Origin of the sequence: Xanthomonas sp. WHRI 1810A (genome assembly GCF_040202885.1) — a bacterium.
GTDB lineage: Bacteria > Pseudomonadota > Gammaproteobacteria > Pseudomonadales > Pseudomonadaceae > Aquipseudomonas.
Genome location: NZ_JBEGED010000008.1, coordinates 215,987 through 235,563 on the forward strand (window position 1 = coordinate 215,987; position 19,577 = coordinate 235,563).

Below are 19,577 nucleotides of genomic sequence, written 5' to 3' on the forward strand. Positions count from 1 at the left end.
GGCCGCAGGCCGTGGGAGCTGGCTTGCCTGCGATCTGTCGCGCAGCGGCAGTGAAACCTGTGTACGCGGTGTGTCAGGCGGAACGCAGTGGCAGGTTTTGGGGCCGCTTCGCAGCCCATCGCTGCCGTCGTAACCTCCGAGAGCTCCTACAGTGGACCGCGTATATGCCAGGATTCGCCGAGCGCCACCGAACCCCTGTAGGAGCCGCCGAAGGCTGCGATGCGCTGGGTCAGGCACAACGCGAATGGCGGTCGGGCCGCGTAAAGTTTCATCTGCCGCCCGGCGCCAGGCATGGCCTCGTTCTGGCACTTGAGGCACTATGCGAAACGTCCTGGAGATCCCTCAATGCAGAACCTCACTTCACTCGTCATCGGTACCGCCTTTGCCCTGATGTTGCCCTCGCTCACGTTGGCCGCCGCGCCCAGTCAGGTGTTCGGTTGGGAGGAGGAGGCGCTGTTGATGCCCGAGCAAACCGCGGTCAAGGTCGAGATGGACACGTCCGCCGAGAACTCTTATCTGGCGGCGGCGAATATCGTGCCGTTCGACAAGGGCAGTGAAAAATGGGTGCGTTTCTCGGTGCAGGTGCCCAAGGGGTTGACCGGTGCGCTGGTGGACGTGCCGTTCGAGCGCAAGATCCTGCGTTCGGAAAAAGGCAAGGGCCTGATCGGCGGCGGTGGCCATCGCCAGGTGGTGAAGATGGAGCTGTGCATCGGCAACCAGACCTATCAGGAAGAGCTGGCGCTCAAGAGCCGCGGCAAGAAGGATTACACCGTCATTCTCGGCCGCAGCACCTTACAGCATCTGGGCACGGTGGACGTCACCCGGACCAACACGGTCAAGCCTGCGTGCAACGCGTCGGCCGGCAAGCAGAGCACCTGAGCCGGGTAAAGAAACTCAGCGCAGCCGCCGGTTGCGCAGCAGTCGCCAGAGCAGCGGCCAGCAGAAAATCAGCGGGTAGCGGTGCAGGTGCGGGCTGACCTTCACCGGCTCGCCCAAATGCCGCTCCAGTTTCCAGATGACATAGTCGACACCGTCTTCAAAGGTGAAGAATGACTTGATCAGGCGCAGCACGTTCAGCGTACGGCCCTGAACACGTCGGACCTTCCAGCGGCGGCGGGTCTGTTGCTGCCGGGCGCCATCGCAATCCCGGATGAAGCCGTCAGCCTGATTGAATGACGGCGACAGCCCGGGCACCGAGGCCACTGCGTCGCGGGTCACGCGGCTGTAGTACTCGGCGTTGTGGGTGACGATTTCCGTCGGGCGACTGGCCTTTTCCGGGCGCAGCTCGGTGCCGTAGGTCAGGGCGAATGCCCGTTCCCAAAAAGCGAAACTGGTAAACGTCGCCTCCTGGGCGCCGAGGGTCTCGGACATCATGCGGATCACCCCAGTGGCCAGCGCTACATGCACCCGGCCCTGAACCCCTTGATCGCGGACATACACCAGCCGCGACGGTTGGGAAAAGCGCCCCCACAGGTAGCTCTGAAACCAGCCACCGGTGCCGTCTTCGAAATGCTTCAGCGAGATCAGCGCGCACTTGGCGTGCAACGTCCGGCCATCGGGCAGCACGGTCTTGAGCAGGAACACCGTGGGCGGCAGCCACTGATTCGCCAGGCGCGGCAGCAGATGGGTGTGCACGTTGGCGTAGTCATCCACCAACACGTAAAGGTCCACCAGGCCCTCGGTCGGGTCGCCGCTGCGCAGGCACGAGCCATAAAACAGCAGGCCGCTCAGGGCGTCACCGAAGCGCGTGCGCAGCACCTGGGACAACGCCTGCAACTCATCGGCCACCGGCAACGCACATTGCTCGGCAACCGTGGCCAGCAGGGCGGGGGTCGGTGCAGCGGCGGGGAGGTCTGGCATGGCCGATCCTTAAAGCACGATGAAGCGCACGGCTGGGGTCGCCGACAGCTGAAGTTGCCCGTGCACCGGAAATATTTCCCCATCGAGCAGGTATTCGGTCAGGTCATCAATGGCGGTGTGGTCCAGGTTGTGGCTGATGTAGGCCGGGTTGCCTTTCATCGTCGCGCTGGCCTTGCCGCGCAGCAGAAAAAACAGCGAGCGCGACAGGCGCGGGGCCCGGTGAGCGATTGCGGTGAAATGCATCGGGGCTTTTTCGCGGCCCCAGTAGGGCGTGCTGCCCAGGAGCAGGGTGTCAAGGGTGGTCGCCAACACCAGCAGCCAGGGCGCGAACACCGGATGCGGCTGGAGGTGCAATCGCGCAGGGGTTGCCGGCAGCGCGGTGTATTCGGCGCCGCGAAACAGCGACAGCACCATGCGCACAAAGGCCAGCGATGGACCCAGGGCGCCGCGTATGCCTTTGGGCCGCAGGTTGTTGTGAAAGTAGCGGACCCCGTTGATGATCGCCCCGGCGCCGAAGAACATGCCGAACCGAGGCGGCGTGGCACTGGCATCGGACACCTGCAACACCGAGCGCGCGCAGATGGCCGGGGCCGAGGTCTTGCCGCCGAGCCAGTCGTTCAACGCTTGCAGCGCCACCACAGGCTTGGATCGCGAACCCAGATCGGCCGCGCTCATGTTGGTGGTGCCGGCGGGCAGGGCGAGGACGCAGGGCACGGCCAGCGACTCACGCCGGAGCATCGCCGTGAGCGCCGCTTGCAGAGTGCCGTCGCCGCCCATCACCACCAGCAGGTCGTCAGGGCCCAGGCCCAGTGCGTCGACCGCGCTGGAAATCTGCTCGTCGGTTATGGCTTCGATGACCGTCGCGCCAGCTATCCCCGCCGCCAGCCCGCGCAGGCGCGGAAGATGGCGGCGCACGTAGCCACTGGCCGGGTTGAGCACGATGCCGATGCGTTCGGGGCGAGGGGTCGAATCGGTGAGGGCGTTCATTCAGCGGGCTCGGTCAAAACGGTAAATCAGCATCAGCGCAATCCCCAGCAGCGCCACCGACGGCAGCAGCGTGGTCAGCAGCACGTTGCCGGCCAGCAGCAGCCCGAGGTTGGCGATGATCTGGTTGCTTACGTAAATCAGCAGCCCGACCACCGCACCCACCGCCAGCCGGCCGCCCAGTCCGGGCGAGCGTTGCTGGGCGAAGGTGAACGGCACGGCGAACAGAATCATCGCCAGGGTCAGGATCGGTCGCCCGAGCTTTTGCCACATGGCCATTTCGTACTCGGCCGACGGCTGATCCGAACCGTTGAGAAACAGGATGTAGTGGTGCAGCTGCTGGATGGAGAAGCTGTCGGTCGGCAGCGTGAGTTCTTTCAGGCGGCGGTCGGAAAACACCGATTTCCACTCCAGCGTGTCTTGTTGGCGAATGCTTTCCTCGTCGCCGTTCCATTCCTTGATCTGGGCGTTCTTCAACAGCCAGGTGCCGTCCGGGCGGATCTGCGCGCTGTCGGCAAACACGTAGGATTTGAGGCGCAGCTCGGTGGTGTAGCGGAAGATCTCGACGCTGACCGGGGTGTTATGCCGCGTCATGGCGCCGATCCGCGCGACCTCGTCACCGCGCCGGGCCCAGATACTCCCCGACGGGCTGGCCGCTTCCCCGGACACCGCCAGGGCTTCGTTTCTGATCTGCACGCCGCGCTGCTGCAGCGGCGAGGCGACCCACTCGTCCATCACCCCCAGCAGCAGCACCAGGATCACGCCGGCCATGACCGTGGTGATCGCAATCCGCACGATGGAAATCCCCGCCGTGCGCATGGCGGTCAGTTCCTGGGTCAGAGCCAGTTGCCCGAGCCCGACGATCCCGCCCAGCAAGGCAATGAACGGCCCCAGGTCCACGGCCCGTCGCGGTAGGGTCATGAGCACCACTTGCAGCGCCTGAGTCCAGCGATAGCCGCCGGAGCTGACGTCGTCCAGTTCGCTGATCAAATCGAAGGTGGTGAACAGCGGCAGCAGCAAGGCGGCGGCCGCAACAAACCCGATCAGTACGTTACGAATCAGGTAGAGGCTGGTAATCCTCATTGAGTGCGGCGCCGCAGCAGCCCAAGGTCGCGGGCGATGAAGATCAGCACCCCGATCGCCATCAGCAGTGGCACCAGCCAGACGCCGGGGATCATCGGCAGCGACGTGTTGCCCACCAGGGTCCGGCAGATGTTGCCCGCGTAGAAGATCACCGCGAACAGCGTCGCAATCGGCAGCAGGGTGGAGAAACGGCCTTTGCGCGGCGCGGTGCGGCTCAGGGGCACGGCCAGCAACGCCAGCAGAATCGCGCTCACGCCACGGGTCAGGCGCCACTGCAATTCGGCTTTGTCCTGGGGCACTGCCGACACGCTGAGCAGCGCGGTGGAGGTGGATTTGCGCTTGTTGTCCGGCTCCGGCTCGATGGGCTTGAGGTGCAGGCGCATATTGGTGAACACGCTGGTCACGTCCTTGATGCCCTTGTGCTCAAGGGAATACGACGTACCGGTGGTCATGGCCACGATGGGGTCATCCGGATTGGGGTCGACGACGCTGGCGGTGTTCGAGCGGAAGATGCGGGTCTTGCCTTCGCCGGGATCGTAGATCAGCGCGTTTTCCAGGGTGCCGGTGGCGTGATCGATGCGCTCGGCCAAAATCATCCGGCCGTTGTCCTGATTGAGGTTGAAGCGGTGGGACAGCAGGTGGTTGACGTCCAGATCGGTGCGCGATTCCTGCTCCAGGCGATAGGTCTGGGTGTACGCCCACGGCCGGCCGTAGACCGAGAGCACCGTGACCGCGATGGCGATCGGCAGCGAAATCAGGGCAATGGCCCGGTACAGGCGCAACGGGCTGGCGCCGGACGCCAGAATCGCCGTGACTTCGGAGTCGTGATACAGCCGGCCCAGGGCAATCGCGACCGAGGCGTACAGCGCCACCGGCACCAGCATTTCCAGGGCGATGATCACTTTGTAGACGACCATGTCCAGCACCGCCTGCAACGCCAGGGTGCCATTGGCCGCCTGAGTCAGGTAACGCTCGGCCGAGTAGCTGGCGAAGACGAAGGTCAGGATCCCGACCATGACCGTTACCGGACGACGTATTTCGGCAATGATGTAGCGTTCGATCAGGAGCATTCGACAGGCTCGGCATTCATTCTCTGGCGCAGGGTCTGTTCGACAAGGCGGTGATCGCTGACCGAATCGATGTCGACCGCGGCCTCCGCGAACGGCATGACCACCGCCCCGACACGCACCCCGACGGCCGCGGAAATGCGCTGCATCGCCTGATCCAGCGACAAGCGGCCGAGCAGGTATTTCAGCGTGGCGGTAAAGCCCAGTGCGCCGGCAATCACCTTTCTCGGGTTCTTGCGCTGCTGCTCGATGTTGCGCCAGAACGCCGCGATCTTTTCGCTTTCCGGGGTCATGAACGCAAACATATTGCTGCCGCAGTACGGACCGCCCTGCAGCTTGATGGCGGTGCGTCGGTTGTCGGGAAACATGCCGAGCACGGTGGCCAGCGGGGTCACGGCAACCGTCACGTCGCAGCCGCTAGTGCGGGAGTGCTGAAGAAAATGGTCGACGATTTCCCGGCGCAGCAACGCATGGTCGGCGGTGGTGACGAACACCGGCCGCGCGGCGATGTGTTGCAGGCCCCGCAACGCGCTAGCGCTGGGGGAGGCGGCCGGTTCCAGGGCCGACACCGCACCGCTGTCCAGCAGCGCGTGCATGAACGGGTCGCGATCCAGCAGCGCGCGATTCGGGCCCACCAGGGTGATGTCGCCGATCAGCTCGCTGCTGTTCAGGGCGGACACCACGCGGTGCAGCATCGGCACACCGTTGACCGGCGTCAGCGCCTTGCAACCCGCGTCGCCCAGGGCGATAACCGGGTCGTTGGCGTGTCGATCCCCGGCCAGTACCAGCGCTGAAAAGCGCGCCGGTTCAGATGCGTTTTTCATAAAGGCGATAGCGCTTGTAGGCCTGGGTGCCGATGCGTTCCAGAATCGTGCGCATGCCGGTGTTGGTTTCCAGAATCCACGACATCTCCAGCGCCTCGATCTTGCGCCGGACAAAGGGCTGGTAGAGGGCTTCGATCAGCAACAGCGCCAACACCGGGCCCTGGCGGCTGAACTGATACTGCTGGCGAACGCCCATCAACGGCACGCGGGCGGTGCGGGTGCCGGACACCTTGAGCTTCCACAACAGGCGCAGCCAGCCGAACGGCAGCAGGCGGCCCTTCAGCGGCGCAATGGCTTCGTGCAGGTTTGGCATCGCCACGATGAACGCGCACGGCTTGCCGTCGATTTCGGCGATGTAGATCAGGTCTTCGGGCACCAGCATTTTCATCTGCGCACCCAGTTCACTGAATTCTTTCTCGGTGAACGGCACGAAGCCCCAGTTCTTCGCCCAGGCATCGTTGAAGATGTCCCGCAGGGTCTGCATCTCGGCCTCGAACTTGCTTCGGTCCAGGGTGCGAATCGAGATGCGGGCGCGTTCGCGGTCCATCATGCGTTTGAGCGGGGCCGGGAAATTCAGCTCGTCGGTGCGCATCCAGTAGGCGAGCAAGTCCACGGCCGGCCCGTAGCCCAGCGCGGACAGGTGCTTCTGGTAATAAGGGTGGTTGTGGTTCATGAACGCCGAGGGGGGCGTATCGAAACCTTCGACCAGCAATCCGCTTTCCTGATTGATGTTCAGGGTGAAGGGGCCGGTGATCTGGTGTGCGCCCTGTTCGCGCAGCCAGGTTTCGGCGGTCGCCATAAGGCTGCGAAAGACCTCCGGGTCGTCAACGGCATCGAGCATGCCGAAGTGGCCGGTGTCCGCGCCATGCAGTTCGCGGTGCAGCGTATCGATCTGAGCCATGACCCGGCCGACGATGACGTGACCGCGCCTGGCCACCCAGGCCTGCCAGGTCACGTGCAACGATGCCGGATTCTTGGCCGACAGGTGCTCGCGACGTTCCATGTGCAGTGGCTCGACCCAACAGGGGTCCCCTGTGTACAGCGAACCCGGGAAGGCGATGAAGGCGTTCAGGTCCTGACGCGTCTTCACCACTTCCATGACGATCGGGGAAGTCATTGTATTCATGTGATGGCGTTTCTTCTTCTATCGGCAGTTCGGCGTGCCACAGGGTGTCGCCGCGCATCCTTTGCGCGGTGTATGACATTGAGCCATAACGGCCCACAATGGAGGAAATACTTTGTTACGTCTATGTGTCATGATCAATTAAGAGTATCGACCGTTTCGATACTCGACCCCTCGTATGGAGGGAGTAATCTACCGCCGCCTTGATGTTGGTAGGCTGTAACACTGTATTCGATTGAATTTCGCTGTCCTTCCAAGCAATGCAGGCATTGGTTTTTTAGATTGATCGCCCCTGCGGAGTGTTGAGGATTTCTGGCTTCGTTGTGCAAGGCAAGGCCTTCAATGCGAGCTTTTACGCCGTAGTACCTGAGAGAGCTCACAATCAATGGCTGTTCTTTATTTGTCGGAGACAAGCTCTGGGCATTCACTTGCGCAGCGCCTTGCAGACTTTTCCTCTCTCGCTGATGCATTGGATTACGCTGCACTCGGGCAAACAGGCATGAATTTCTACGACCGGCGCTGTCACCTGACCGCCGTAATGGAATACCGCATGCTCAAACGGCGCGCCGTCGCCGCCGCCAAACGGCTGCTGGGCCTGGGCCTGGTCAAGGGGGATCGCGTCGCGCTGATTGCCGACACCACCCCGGGTTTCGTTGAAATTTTCTTCGCGTGCCAGTACGCGGGCCTGATCCCGGTGCCCCTGCCGATTCCCATGGGCGTCGGTCATCACAAATCCTACGTCGACAAGCTGCGCGGCCTGCTCGCCAGTTGCTCGCCGTCGGCGGTACTGGGCGGGGAGGACTGGTTGTCCTTTGTGCACGAAGCCATCGAGCCTTCGACCCAGAAGTTCATCGGCACCGCCGAGGACCTGGAGAAGCTGCCGGTGGTGGAGGTTGCGCTGGTCCCGCCGCAGCCTGACGACATCGCTTACCTGCAATACACCTCCGGCAGCACGCGGTTTCCACGGGGCGTGGTCGTCACTCAGCGCTCGGTGATGGCCAACCTGCGCGGCATCAGCCTGGACGGCATTCGCCTGCGTCCGCGGGACCGCTGCATTTCCTGGCTGCCGTACTACCACGACATGGGCCTGGTGGGGTTTGTCCTGACGCCGGTGGCCACGCAGTTGTCGGTGGATTACTTGCAGACCCAGGATTTCGCCATGCGCCCCAAGCAGTGGCTGAACCTGATGAGCCGCAACCGCGGCACTGTGTCCGTGGCCCCGCCATTCGGCTACGACCTGTGCGTGCGCCGCTGCAGCCCGACGGAAGTGCAGGGCCTGGACCTGTCCCGCTGGCGTGTGGCCGGGGTCGGTGCCGAGCCGATTGCGATCAGCACCCTGAACCGTTTCGCCGAGCATTTTGCGCCCGCCGGTTTCAACGCCAGCGCGTTCATGCCGTGCTATGGCCTGGCTGAGAACACCCTGGCGGTAAGCTTCGCCGCCCCGGACGCCGGCGGGCAGACCGATCGCGTCGACCGCGACATCCTCGAACTGGAAGGCAAGGCCGTGCCGGCCACCGAGCTCTCCACCGCCATCAGCACTTTCGTCAATTGCGGCGGCCCGTTGCCGGGTCATGAGTTGCTGGTGCTCGATGAGGCCGGCCATCCGCTGCCGGAGCGCAGTGTCGGGCGCATCGTGATTTCCGGGCCGAGCCTGATGCAGGGTTATTTCCAGGACCCCGAATCCACTCGCCAACTGGCCGACACCCGACAGCTGGACACCGGCGATCTGGGTTATCTGCTCGACGGCAACCTGTACGTCACCGGGCGCAAGAAAGACCTCATCATCATTCGCGGCCGCAACATCTGGCCCCAGGACATCGAACTGGTGGCCGAGACCGAGGCCGACGTTCGGCCGGGCGACGCCATCGTGTTCATCGTGCACAAGGACGGCGAGCCGGCGGTGGTCATGCAGGTGCAGTGCCGGCTGCTGGCCGAGGACAAGCGCGAGCGTCTGCTGCACACCCTGTTCGCCAAGATCCACAGCGAATTCGGCCTGTCCCCGACCATCGATCTGGTGCCGCCCCACAGCATCCCGCGCACCTCGTCAGGCAAGCCGGCCCGTGCCGAAGCGCGCAAGCGTTTCCTGAGCCAGATTTCCATGCCGTCTGAGGCGCTGGCGGCGGCAGGGACTGCCTGATGCCGCCGATTGTCGCGCTGACCGGCGCAAGCGGTTTCATCGGCGGGCAGATCGCCCGGATGCTGGTGGCCCAGGGCTTCATTGTCCGGGCCCTGAGCCGCACCCAGTCGGGTTTCAAGAACGACGTGCTCTGGGTACGCGGCAGTCTGGAAGATGAAGCGTCCCTGGCCGACCTGATGCTTGGCGCCCGTGCCGTGATCCACTGCGCCGGTGCCGTCCGGGGCCGCGACGCCGACAGCTTTCGCGCGGTCAACGTGGACGGCAGCCGTCGGGTCATGGAAGCGGCGCGTGCGTCCGGCACCTGCGAGCGCTTTCTGCTCATGTCTTCTTTGGCCGCCCGCCATCCGGAGTTGTCCTGGTACTCGCGCTCCAAATTCGACGCCGAGCAGGCGGTGCTGGACGCTGCCGGCCCGGTGAGTGTCGGCATCTTCCGGCCCACCGCCGTTTACGGTCCGGGAGACCGAGAGTTGCAGCCGCTGTTCGCCTGGCTGCTGCGCGGCCTGTTGGTCCGGCTGGGGGCAGGGGAGGCGCACTTGAGTTTCGTGCACGTGTTCGACCTGACGGCCGCAGTCATGCAATGGCTGACGTCGCCCGTGGCGCGGCCGGCCACGTACGAGATCAGCGACGGCACCCTGGGCGGTTACAGCTGGAAAGGGCTGGCGCGTATCGGCGCGGACATCCGCAAGGCACGGGTGCGGCAGATTCCGGTGCCGGTCCCGCTGCTCAAAGCCCTGGCCGCGGCCAACCTGGCGCTGTCGTACCTGCTGCAACGCGCGCCGATGCTGACCACCAGCAAGGTCAACGAATTGATCCACCACGACTGGACCTGCAGCAACACCGACATCACGGCCGCCACTGGCTGGGAGCCCCGGATCAAGCTGCGTCGCGCCCTGCAGGATGGCCTGTTCTGAGCGCGCACCATTGGATTTAAGAGGTCAACAATGTTTACGCAAGACACCATTTTAGAAAACGTCCTGGTTTGTCTCCGGGAGATGGTTCCGGTTTCGGAGCACGTAGGGCCTGACAGCGACCTGGTCGATGACCTGGGGCTTGAGTCGGTGAAGATGATGGACCTGCTGATGAAGCTGGAAGACGAATACGACCTGTCCATCCCGATCAACACTCTGATGGACGTCAGAACGCCCCGGCAGCTGGCCAGCTCCCTGGTGGCCTACGTGGAGAAAAGTCATGGGGCTGTATGACAAATTCAGCCGTCTGGCGGCTGAACGGGCCCATTTCCAGGACAGCGGGGCCAGCCCGTTCGGCACCAGCATCGATGCCGTGTACTCGCCCACCGAAGGACGCATCGGCGACAAAGACGTCATCCTGGCCGGGACCAACAATTACCTGGGCTTGACCTTCGACGCCCAGGCCATCGAAGCCGCGCAGCACGCGCTGGTGGTCGAAGGCACCGGCACCACCGGTTCGCGCATGGCCAACGGCAGCTACGGCGGCCACACGGCGCTGGAAGCCGAACTCGGCGAATTCCTCGACCGGCCTTCGGTGATGGTGTTTTCCACCGGCTACGTGGCCAACCTGGGGATCATCGGTTCCCTGGCCGGTCCCCGTGAAGTGGTGCTGCTGGACGCCGATTGCCACGCGAGCATCTACGACGCGTGCACGTTGGGCGGTGCAGAAATTATCCGTTTCCAGCACAACGACGCCAAGGACCTGGAACGGCGCATGCTGCGTCTCGGCGAGCGGGCCAAGGACGCGCTGATCATCGTCGAGGGCATCTACAGCATGCTCGGCGACACCGCGCCGCTGCGGGAAATCGTCGAGATCAAACGGCGCCTGGGCGGGTATCTGCTGGTGGACGAAGCGCACTCGTTCGGGGTCATGGGCGCCAACGGCCGCGGCCTGTCGGAAGCACTGGGCGTTGAAGCCGACGTCGACATCATCCTCGGCACCTTCAGCAAAAGCCTGGCCGCCATCGGTGGGTTCGCCGCCGGCAGTGCCAGTATGGAAGTGCTGCGCTACGCCAGCCGTCCGTACATCTTCACGGCATCGCCGTCTCCCTCGGTGGTGGCGTCGGTGCGCGCTGCGCTGAAATCTATCGCCACCCGGCCGCAGCTGCGTGAACAGCTGTGGGCCAACGCCAATCGGCTGTATGACGGCCTGGTGGACCTGGGCTATTCCCTCGGCCCCCACGTCAGCCCGGTGGTCCCGGTGATGGTCGGCACCAAGGAGCAAGGCCTGCAGTTCTGGCGCGCGCTGATCGAGCAGGGCGTGTACGTCAATCTGGTATTGCCGCCCGCGACGCCGGCCGGCGTTACACTGGTGCGCTGCAGCGTCAGTGCGGCGCACACCCCGGAACAGATCGACCAGATCATTCAGGCATTTTCAGTGTTGCGTCCCCTGGCCGACCTAGCGGGCTGATCGCCGTCGCACCGCCGCACCTCGCTGACCTGGCGGGGGGCTGCGCGTGACGGGACAGGCGCACGCAACACGTCATCCGCCGCGGGGCTACCTGCGGCGTAGAACCTGATTTTCAATGTGAGCGTTATGCGAATTATTTTTGCCTTTGGCCGGTCCTACCCGCTGCGTACGGCCCTGATGCTGCTGAGCCTGGTGGTGGCGGGTCTGGTGGAGAGCGTGAGCCTGACCACCATGTTGCCGTTGATGTCGGTGATGCTGGGTGACAACGCGCATTCGGCCTTCGGCGAGCACATCATCAACGCCATGGCGTGGTTTGGCATGGAGCCGACCATTGTCGTGCTGCTGACCATCATCGTGGTGGGCATGGCCCTCAGCAGTCTGATGATCCTGATTGCCAACCGGCAAGTGGGCTACACCGTGGCTCATGTGGCCACCGACCTGCGGGTGGACCTGATCAACGCCACTCTGGGCAGCCGCTGGGAATACTACCTGCGCCAACCCGGTGGCGCGCTGGCCAACGCCGTGGCCACCGAAGCCTATCGCGCCTCCACCGCGTACGAGCACGCCGCGAACATGGTGGCGCTGTCGATTCAGGCGGTGGCTTACGGGGTGATTGCGTTGATCGTGTCCTGGCAGGCGGCGGTGGTCTGTCTGCTGGTGGGTCTGGGGATTCTGCTGGCGCTTCGCGGCCTGGTGAAGACCTCGCGCAAGGCCGGCCGCAGCCAGACCAGCCTGATGCGCGATCTGCTGGTCAGCCTCAGCGACACCCTGGGTTCGGTCAAACCGCTCAAGGCCATGGCCCGGGAAGACATCGCCGATTCCCTGCTGCGTCATCAAGCGACCCAACTCAACGCCGCCATGGAAAAGGAAGTCACCAGCCGTGAAACCCTGCGCGCGCTTCAGGAACCATTGCTGGCGATCCTTGCCGCTGCGGGCCTGTACGCCGGGCTGGTGATCTGGCAACTGCCGCTGTCCTCGGTGATGGTGCTGATCTTCATGGTGGTGCGGGTGTTGGGCCTGATGCACAAGGCCCAGCAGCGTTACCACCGCATGGCCGCTCAGGAAAGTGCCTTCTGGGCCTTGCGTGAGGCGGTGGACACCGCCGCCGCGCAGGCCGAGCCCAAGGGCGGCAGCGTGCAGCCGACGCTTCACCAGCGCATCGAATTCGACAACGTGTCGTTCATGTACGAAGGCCGCACGGTGCTGGACAACGCCACGTTCGGCTTTGACATCGGCAGCATGACCACCCTCGTCGGGCCTTCCGGTGCGGGCAAGACCACCATCCTCGACCTGCTGTGCGCGCTGCTCAGCCCCCAGTCCGGGCACATCCGCGTGGATGGCGTCCCGCTGTCGGACATCGACCGGCGCAAGTGGCGGCGGATGATCGGCTACGTCACCCAGGAAACCCTGCTGTTGCACGACTCCATCCTGGCCAACGTGACGTTGGGCGAACCGGCGTTGACGGCCGAAGACGCCGAGCGCGCCTTGCGTCAGGCCGGTGCCTGGGAGTTCGTGGAAAAACTCCCGGACGGCATGCTGTCGGTGGTGGGCGAGCGGGGCGGCAAGCTGTCGGGCGGCCAGCGCCAGCGCATCGTCATCGCCCGCGCCCTGGCGCATCACCCGCGCTTGCTGATTCTCGACGAAGCCACCAGTGCGCTGGACCCGGAAGCCGAGCGCGAGATCTGCGATTCTCTGAAAGCCCTGACGCCGGAAATCACCATTATCGCCGTATCCCACCGACCGCATCTGATCGAGATTGCCGATGAAGTGGTGCAGGTCAAGGACGGGATCATTACCCGGCTGACGACGTCGGCCCCTGACCCCGTTTCGATCGCCCGTGGGTAAGTCGACGCTGGCGCCGCTGATTGCGTTTGTCGGTTGCGACGGCGCGGGCAAGTCCACCGTGTCCGAGGCGGTACTGGGCTGGATGCAGGAAACCCGCCGCACCCAGAGCTGCCACCTGGGCATTCAGTCCAAGGCCCTGGGCGAGGCGATGATGAAATGGCCGCTGGTGGGCACCTCCATCGGCCGTCTGATTGCCCGCCATGCGCCGCGCGACAAGCCGAGCTCGAAACACACGGCTGAAGGTCCCGGCAATCTGGCGGCGTTCGCGATGTTTCTGCTGTCCGTGCGGCGCTGGCGGCGTTACCAGAAAATGATGGTGCTGCGGCGCAATGGGGTGGCGGTCATCGCCGACCGTTTTCCGCAGATCGCGGTGGCCAACCTGAAAGCCGATGGACCGGGACTGGCGGGGGTTCACCTGCGCAACGGCTTCGTGCGCTTTCTGGCCCGGCGGGAAAAAGCCCTGTACGCCCACATGACCCGCCACCGTCCGGATCTGGTCATTCGCTTGAACGTCGACATCGAGACCGCCTTCGCCCGCAAGCCCGATCACCGCTACGAGTCCCTGGTCATGAAGATCGCCCAGGTGTCGAAGCTTGAGTATCAGGGTGCGCCGATTCTGGACCTGGACAGCCGCCTGCCGTTGAGCGACGTGATCGCCCAGGCAAAAGCGGCGGTCGCCAGCAGCTTAAGCCACCGATGAATGCCTCATGAACGACCACGACACGCGGCGGTTCGACGGCCATGGGCCTGACGACCCGACGCTGGCACCGTTGATCGCGATCATCGGCTCCGACGGCGCCGGCAAAACCACCCTGGCCGCCTCGTTGTGCGCCGCCCTGCACGGGGAAGGCGCGGCCTACGCCTACCTGGGCCTGGGCTCGGGCACGCTGGCCCTGAAAATCCAGGCCTGGCCGTTGATTGGTCCGGTGCTGGCGCGGCGTCTGACGGCCAAGGCCAAACAGGCACGCACCCAAGGCGAGCGCATCCCCGGCACCCTCACGGCGCTGGTCATCTACGTGTTTTCCCGCAAGCGGGTGCGCCGCTTCCGGCAGATGCTGGCCCTGCGAACCCTGGCCGGGCTGGTGATTTGCGACCGCTACCCGCAGCTCGACGTCGCCGGTTTCTACGACGGGCCGGGGCTGTCCGCGGCGCGTCCCGCCAACCGCTTCGCCGCCTGGCTGGCGCAACGGGAAATCCGGCTGTATCAACGGATGGTCAGCTACCGGCCGACCCTGGTCATTCGCCTCAACATCGACGCCGACACCGCCTTCGCCCGCAAGCCGGATCACAATCTGGCGCTGCTGCGGCAGAAGGTTCAGGCCACGCCGCTGCTGCGCTTCAATGGCGCGCGGATTGTCGACGTGGATGCCCGCCAACCGATGGACGCGGTGCAGGCCCAGTGCATGCAACTGGTTCGTCAACTGATGGCCGATGTGCCGGCCTGACGCCATGCCCCCGCGCGTCAGGCGTTTTTTTTTCTGATTGAGGACGTTATGCAAGCCAGCCACACAGCAGCGGTGACACCCCGCCCGGTCAACTGGAAGGGGCTGGGTTGGATGTTCGTGTTCTTCTGGTATTTCTCCGGCGTCGCGCAACTGCTGATCATCCACGCCGGGGTGGCTGGCTGGAAGGGCATGGCCGAAGCGTCCATGGTGACGATGCTGTGGATGATCCCGTTGATTGCGTTTCCCCGGCACACGCGGCTGATCGCCGGCGTGGTGGGGATTGTCCTGTGGGCATCGTCCCTGGCAGGGCTGGGATACTTTCTGGTCTACGGGCAGGAATTTTCCCAGAGCGTGATCTTCATCATGTTCGATTCGAACCTGCAGGAGTCCAGCGAGTACCTGGGGCATTATTTTTCCTGGTCCATCGTGGCGGCGGTGGTTGCCTACAGCCTGGGCGGGTTGCTGCTATGGACCCGGGTGCGGCCGGTGTACCTGCCGCGCCAGGGGCGGGTGGTCTGCTGCGTGTTGTTGCTGGGCGTCTCGGTGGGCTACAACGCGATTCATCAGTACATCAAGCGCGACACCGTCAAGCGCGCCGTCGCCGAGTTCGAGGAAAACATCGAAGCGGCAGCGCCCTGGCAGCTGGTGGTGGGCTATCACCAGTACGTTCAGCAACTGGACGAGATGTCGAACATGCTGGCCACTCAGGCGCAGATTCCGCCGCTCCAACACCTCACCGACAACCACGCCGGGCAGCCCTCGACGCTGGTGCTGGTGATCGGCGAATCCACCACCCGCCAACGCATGAGCCTTTACGGCTACGGCCGTCCGACCACGCCGAACCTGGACCAGCTGAAGGGACAGCTGCAGGTGTTCGACCACGTCATCGCGCCGCGTCCCTACACCATCGAGACCCTGCAACAGGTCCTGACCTTCGCCGATGAGGAACACCCGGATCTGTACCTGAGCACGCCGACCCTGGTCAGTGTCATGAAGCAGGCCGGTTACAAGAGTTTCTGGATCACCAACCAGCAGACCATGACCAAGCGCAACACCATGCTGACGCTGTTCTCCAAGCAGGCGGACGAGCAGGCCTACCTGAACAACAACCGCGACTAGAACGAGACCAGCCAGTACGACGAAGACGTGCTGGAGCCGTTCTCCCAGGCACTGACCGACGACGCGCCGCGCAAGCTCATCGTGATCCACCTGCTGGGCACGCACATGAGCTACAAGTATCGCTACCCGCCGACCTACGATTACTTCAAGGACCGCGAGGACGTGCCGGCCAACGTCACCGACGCTCAGCTTGAGGTCTACAACAGCTACGACAACGCGGTGCGCTACAACGATTTTGTGGTGTCTTCGTTGATCAAGCGCTTCAGCCAGACCGACCCGAACGGGTTTCTGCTGTACCTGTCCGACCACGGTGAATCGGTCTACGACCCGGTGGCGCCCAACGTGCTGGGCCGCAACGAAGCCGCGCCGACCCGGCCGATGTACACCGTTCCGTTCATTGTGTGGAGCTCCCCGAGCTGGAAAGCCGCCCAGGGTAATCCGCCGGTGGACGACGCGTATCTGCACCGGCCGTACAGCACTTCGCACTTCATCCATACCTGGAGCGACCTGGCGGGCCTGCGCTTCGACGAGCTCGTCCCGTCCGAGAGCCTGATCAGCCCGGACTTCAAACCGGTCCCCCTGCTGATCGGCAACCCCCACAGCCCCTCAAGCCTGCGCGACTTCAATGCGCTGCCGGTCGAGCTGCCGCACGCTGCAGTGAGTAAGGCGGACTAGGCAATGAGCGTTGCTGCGCTCCGTGGCCCTGTGACACGGAGCGTCAGGCACGGCCTTCCCACGCGGAGCGTGGGAACGATCAATCAGAACGGCTGATCTGCCGCTCCCACGGTGGATCTGCGGCATCAGGTCTGCTTCTGCCGAAGGCGTGGGAGCGAGGCTTGCCCGCGATCTGCCGCGCAGCGGCAGCAAAACCTGCGAATGCGGTCTGCGACTGGCGATCAAAGCGTCCATTTCACCGAGAACATCACGTTGCGCGGGTCGCCGTACACGCCAGTGCCGCCGGCGTTGGGGATGCCCTGCCAGTAGCGCTTGTCCATCAGGTTGTTGACGTTGACCCGGCCGTCCCAGTTTTCGTCGAACTTGTAACCGGCCATCAGGCCGACAATGCCGTAGGCGTCCTGATCGGCAGTGCCGTTGCCCACGCGGTTGAAGGTCTTGCTCTGGCCGTATACATCCGCGCCCACGCGCCATTTGTGCAGCTCGCCCGGCAGGGTGTAACTGGTGGCGGCCTTGAACAGGTGCTTGGGTTGTTCAGGGGCAAACAGCTTGCCTTCGTTGCTTTCGGTGGCGTCTTCGACGTACTGGCTCAGCACGTAGGTGTAGGACGCCGAGGCCTGCCAGTCCGGGGTCAGCGCGCCGCTGATTTCACTGTCGATACCGCGGCTGCGGACTTTACCAGCCGCGCCGTAGCAGCTGGAGGCCGGGAAGGACGGGCAATTGGTCGCGTTCTGGTTGTCCAGCAGGTAAGCGCGGTTCTCCTGTTCCATGTCGAACAAGGCCACCGACGCGTTCAGCGAGCCGTCGAAATATTCACCCTTCAGGCCGATTTCATAGTTCTTGCCGGTCATCGGGTCCAGCACCTGGCGGCTGGCGTCCATCTGGCTTTGTGGCTTGAAGATTTCGGTGTAGCTGGCGTAGACCGAGTACGTGTCGTTCAGGTCATAGATGATGCCCGCGTACGGCGTGACTTCACGGTTGACGGTGTAATCACCGGTGCCGGCCCGGTTGTCGTAGTCAAACCAGCTGACGCGCCCGCCGACGATGATGTGCAACGGCTCGATGGGGTTGAAGCGGGCAGCGGCGTACAGGCCGTTTTCCTTGGTGGTGTTGCGGCTTTCATACAGGGTGGTGTCGACCGCAGGCTTGGGCACCGACGAGTGATCGAAGTTGTAGATGTCGATGGGCGTGCCATCGGTCCAGCCGCCCCACTGATCGAATTTCTCCTCGCGGTGGCTGACGCCCACGACCAGATCGTGCTCGCGACCGAACAATTTGAACGGCCCGGACAGCGACGCGTCGAGGTTGGTCTGGTCGTCGTCATCCATGTACTTGCCGGCGTACTGCTGGAAGCCGGCGCCGTCGTAGTTGCCCAGGTAGGTGGAGAAGGTGTCGGCATTGGCCCAGATCTTCTGCCCGGCGAGCTTGGCCGACCAGCCGTTGTCGAAGCGGTGCGTCAGGTCGGTGAAGAGGCTGTAGTTGTCCTTGTCCCAGTACGACCAGTCATTACTCAGGAACGATGAGCGCTTGAGGTGCAGGTCTTCGCCGTTCGGGCCGCTGGGCAAGCCGCCCCAGTCCGAGGTGTTGTCGTCGCGCTGTTTGGAGGCGCCGATCGTCCAGGTCGTGGAATCGTTGAGGTCCGCTTCGACAATCCCGTAAAAGGTCTGGCGCTGGTTGTCGCGCACGTCGGAAAAGCTGTTGCCGTCCTGATAAGCCGCAACCACACGCCCACGCACGGTGCCGGCATCGTTGAGCTTGTTGGAGGCGTCGACCTCGGTGCGGTAGCGATCCCAGCTGCCGGCGGCGGTGGTAATGCTGACCTGCGGTATAGCGGTCGGACGCTTGCGCACCAGGTTCAGGGTCGCGGCAGGGCTGCCGGCGCCGGTCATCAAGCCAGTGGCGCCGCGCACCACTTCGACGCGGTCGTACATGGCCAGGTCAGCGCCGGAAATCACGTCCTGGGTGTAGGTGCTGATGCTGGTCGGCAGCCCGTCGTACATGATGTTGTCGATCTTGAAGCCCCGCGCCAGGAACTCCTGCCGATCCGATGCGGTTTTGTGGAAGGTCACGCCCGGCGCATATTTCACGACGTCATTGAGGTCGTTCATCCCCTGATCGTCCATGCGCTGACGGGTGATCACGCTGACCGACTGTGGCGTCTCGCGGATCGACAACGGCAGCTTGGTGGCCGTGTTCATGGAGCCCGTTGTATAGGAACCGCTGTTCTCGGTGGTGGCCGTGCCCGCGACGCCGTAGTCGGCGTTGATGTTCACGCCGTCCAGCGAAATGGCCCCCGTCTTGGGCGTGGGCGAAGACTGCGCGGGAACATCGACCTGCACCGGAGCGGCTGAAACAGATGCGCTAAAGCCGAGGGCGAGGGTGGTAGCCAGTGCGGGAAGAACGGGACGGAGCATGGGGGGATTCCTGAAATATCGAATGCAGGCAAAGGGCTATGAATTTCGGGAGCGAGATTAACAAGATTTTCACAAAGTAGTGAATAGTAATTATTCTTATTATTAAAGTGTTTCAGATTGCGACAATGTCAAATGAATGCCGTCAAATTCCAATCAAATCTGAACGAATAGGATGCGGAGCCGTCGTATAAACGTGACCATGGAAACGTGGTCCGGTTAAATGTTGCTCTTGCCAGTAACCGCTTTGACTGCCCTACCTCCCAGGTTTCCTGGGATCGCGCTGTAAGGAGCACGTCATGCAAAGCACCTATCTCTCCCGCGACTTCGTTGAAGGCGCGTTCCAGATCACCGTCAACGCCTACCGCACCGGTTCCGCTGCCCCCTGGACCATCGACGTAGTGACCCACAAGGGCGACGATCGCATCTCGCCGGTCTGGCGCGATTACCATCACAGCTACTCCCAGCTCGAAACCGCCCAGCAGGCCGGTCTTGCGGGTGGCCGCCTGATGATCTCCTCGTTGCACTGACGGCCTGCCCGTCACACCCGTTGCGCCATCGCCTGTCCCCGCATCCTGAAGGCAGGCCCCGGATTGGTCTGAACTGTTGGCCTTCTTCGCAGCCC

16 protein-coding genes and 1 pseudogene are annotated in these 19,577 nt (G+C 63.7%); 10 read left to right on the plus strand and 7 right to left on the minus strand.

Annotated elements, in window-relative coordinates:
- The first annotated feature begins 345 nt into the window (after positions 1 to 345).
- The gene (locus tag ABQX22_RS14325; RefSeq protein ID WP_349800512.1) at positions 346 to 879 is read left to right on the plus strand and encodes a putative ATP-dependent zinc protease; all 534 of its coding nucleotides are present in this window, start codon (positions 346 to 348) and stop codon (positions 877 to 879) included.
- 15 nt (positions 880 to 894) lie between these two features.
- Here the strand turns inward: ABQX22_RS14325 and ABQX22_RS14330 are convergent, their stop codons facing one another.
- From ABQX22_RS14330 to ABQX22_RS14355, 6 genes are read right to left on the minus strand one after another with little or no spacing between them, the layout of a single operon-like run.
- Positions 895 to 1,860 (minus strand): hypothetical protein, encoded by a 966-nt coding sequence (locus ABQX22_RS14330; protein ID WP_349800513.1) that lies wholly within the window; start codon positions 1,858 to 1,860, stop codon positions 895 to 897.
- Positions 1,861 to 1,869: 9 nt separating this feature from the next.
- Complete coding sequence (locus ABQX22_RS14335; protein ID WP_349800514.1) at positions 1,870 to 2,847, minus strand: diacylglycerol kinase family protein; 978 nt, start codon at positions 2,845 to 2,847, stop codon at positions 1,870 to 1,872.
- Positions 2,848 to 3,927, minus strand: a complete 1,080-nt coding sequence (lptG, locus tag ABQX22_RS14340; protein ID WP_349800515.1) for an LPS export ABC transporter permease LptG — start codon at positions 3,925 to 3,927, stop codon at positions 2,848 to 2,850.
- Entirely contained in the window at positions 3,924 to 4,997 is a 1,074-nt protein-coding gene (lptF, locus tag ABQX22_RS14345; RefSeq protein WP_349800516.1) for an LPS export ABC transporter permease LptF, read from the minus strand. The genes lptG and lptF overlap by 4 nt, the downstream gene beginning before the upstream one ends.
- Positions 4,988 to 5,818: a nucleotidyltransferase family protein gene (locus ABQX22_RS14350; RefSeq protein WP_349800517.1), complete on the minus strand. Its 831-nt coding sequence runs from the start codon at positions 5,816 to 5,818 to the stop codon at positions 4,988 to 4,990. Before ABQX22_RS14350 ends, lptF begins: the two co-directional genes overlap by 10 nt.
- A complete protein-coding gene (locus ABQX22_RS14355) occupies positions 5,802 to 6,944 on the minus strand; it encodes a hypothetical protein (protein WP_349800518.1) in 1,143 nt (380 codons plus the stop codon). Before ABQX22_RS14355 ends, ABQX22_RS14350 begins: the two co-directional genes overlap by 17 nt.
- Positions 6,945 to 7,326: 382 nt before the next feature.
- Here ABQX22_RS14355 and ABQX22_RS14360 point away from each other — a divergent pair, with 382 nt between their 5' ends.
- From ABQX22_RS14360 to cptA, 8 genes and pseudogenes are all read left to right on the plus strand, one after another.
- Positions 7,327 to 9,078: a fatty acyl-AMP ligase gene (locus ABQX22_RS14360; RefSeq protein WP_349800519.1), complete on the plus strand. Its 1,752-nt coding sequence runs from the start codon at positions 7,327 to 7,329 to the stop codon at positions 9,076 to 9,078.
- A complete protein-coding gene (locus tag ABQX22_RS14365; protein WP_349800520.1) occupies positions 9,078 to 9,989 on the plus strand; it encodes an NAD-dependent epimerase/dehydratase family protein in 912 nt (303 codons plus the stop codon). Before ABQX22_RS14360 ends, ABQX22_RS14365 begins: the two co-directional genes overlap by 1 nt.
- An 81-nt stretch (positions 9,990 to 10,070) precedes the next feature.
- Positions 10,071 to 10,280 (plus strand): acyl carrier protein, encoded by a 210-nt coding sequence (locus tag ABQX22_RS14370; protein WP_349800521.1) that lies wholly within the window; start codon positions 10,071 to 10,073, stop codon positions 10,278 to 10,280.
- Positions 10,267 to 11,457, plus strand: coding sequence for a serine palmitoyltransferase (gene spt, locus ABQX22_RS14375; RefSeq protein WP_349800522.1), 1,191 nt, complete (start codon positions 10,267 to 10,269; stop codon positions 11,455 to 11,457). The genes ABQX22_RS14370 and spt overlap by 14 nt, the downstream gene beginning before the upstream one ends.
- 126 nt (positions 11,458 to 11,583) lie before the next feature.
- Entirely contained in the window at positions 11,584 to 13,302 is a 1,719-nt protein-coding gene (locus ABQX22_RS14380; RefSeq protein WP_349800523.1) for an ABC transporter ATP-binding protein, read from the plus strand.
- Entirely contained in the window at positions 13,295 to 14,002 is a 708-nt protein-coding gene (locus tag ABQX22_RS14385) for a hypothetical protein (protein WP_349800524.1), read from the plus strand. The genes ABQX22_RS14380 and ABQX22_RS14385 overlap by 8 nt, the downstream gene beginning before the upstream one ends.
- Before the next feature lie 7 nt (positions 14,003 to 14,009).
- On the plus strand, positions 14,010 to 14,747 hold the full coding sequence (locus tag ABQX22_RS14390; protein ID WP_349800525.1) for a hypothetical protein: 738 nt from the start codon (positions 14,010 to 14,012) through the stop codon (positions 14,745 to 14,747).
- A gap of 48 nt (positions 14,748 to 14,795) precedes the next feature.
- Positions 14,796 to 16,541 (plus strand): annotated as a pseudogene (cptA, locus tag ABQX22_RS14395) (phosphoethanolamine transferase CptA).
- Positions 16,542 to 16,762: 221 nt separating this feature from the next.
- Here cptA and ABQX22_RS14400 read toward each other — a convergent pair.
- Positions 16,763 to 18,955: a TonB-dependent siderophore receptor gene (locus ABQX22_RS14400; protein WP_349800526.1), complete on the minus strand. Its 2,193-nt coding sequence runs from the start codon at positions 18,953 to 18,955 to the stop codon at positions 16,763 to 16,765.
- A gap of 296 nt (positions 18,956 to 19,251) precedes the next feature.
- Between ABQX22_RS14400 and ABQX22_RS14405 the strand changes: the two genes are divergently transcribed.
- On the plus strand, positions 19,252 to 19,482 hold the full coding sequence (locus ABQX22_RS14405) for a hypothetical protein (protein ID WP_349800527.1): 231 nt from the start codon (positions 19,252 to 19,254) through the stop codon (positions 19,480 to 19,482).
- Positions 19,483 to 19,577: the final 95 nt, after the last annotated feature.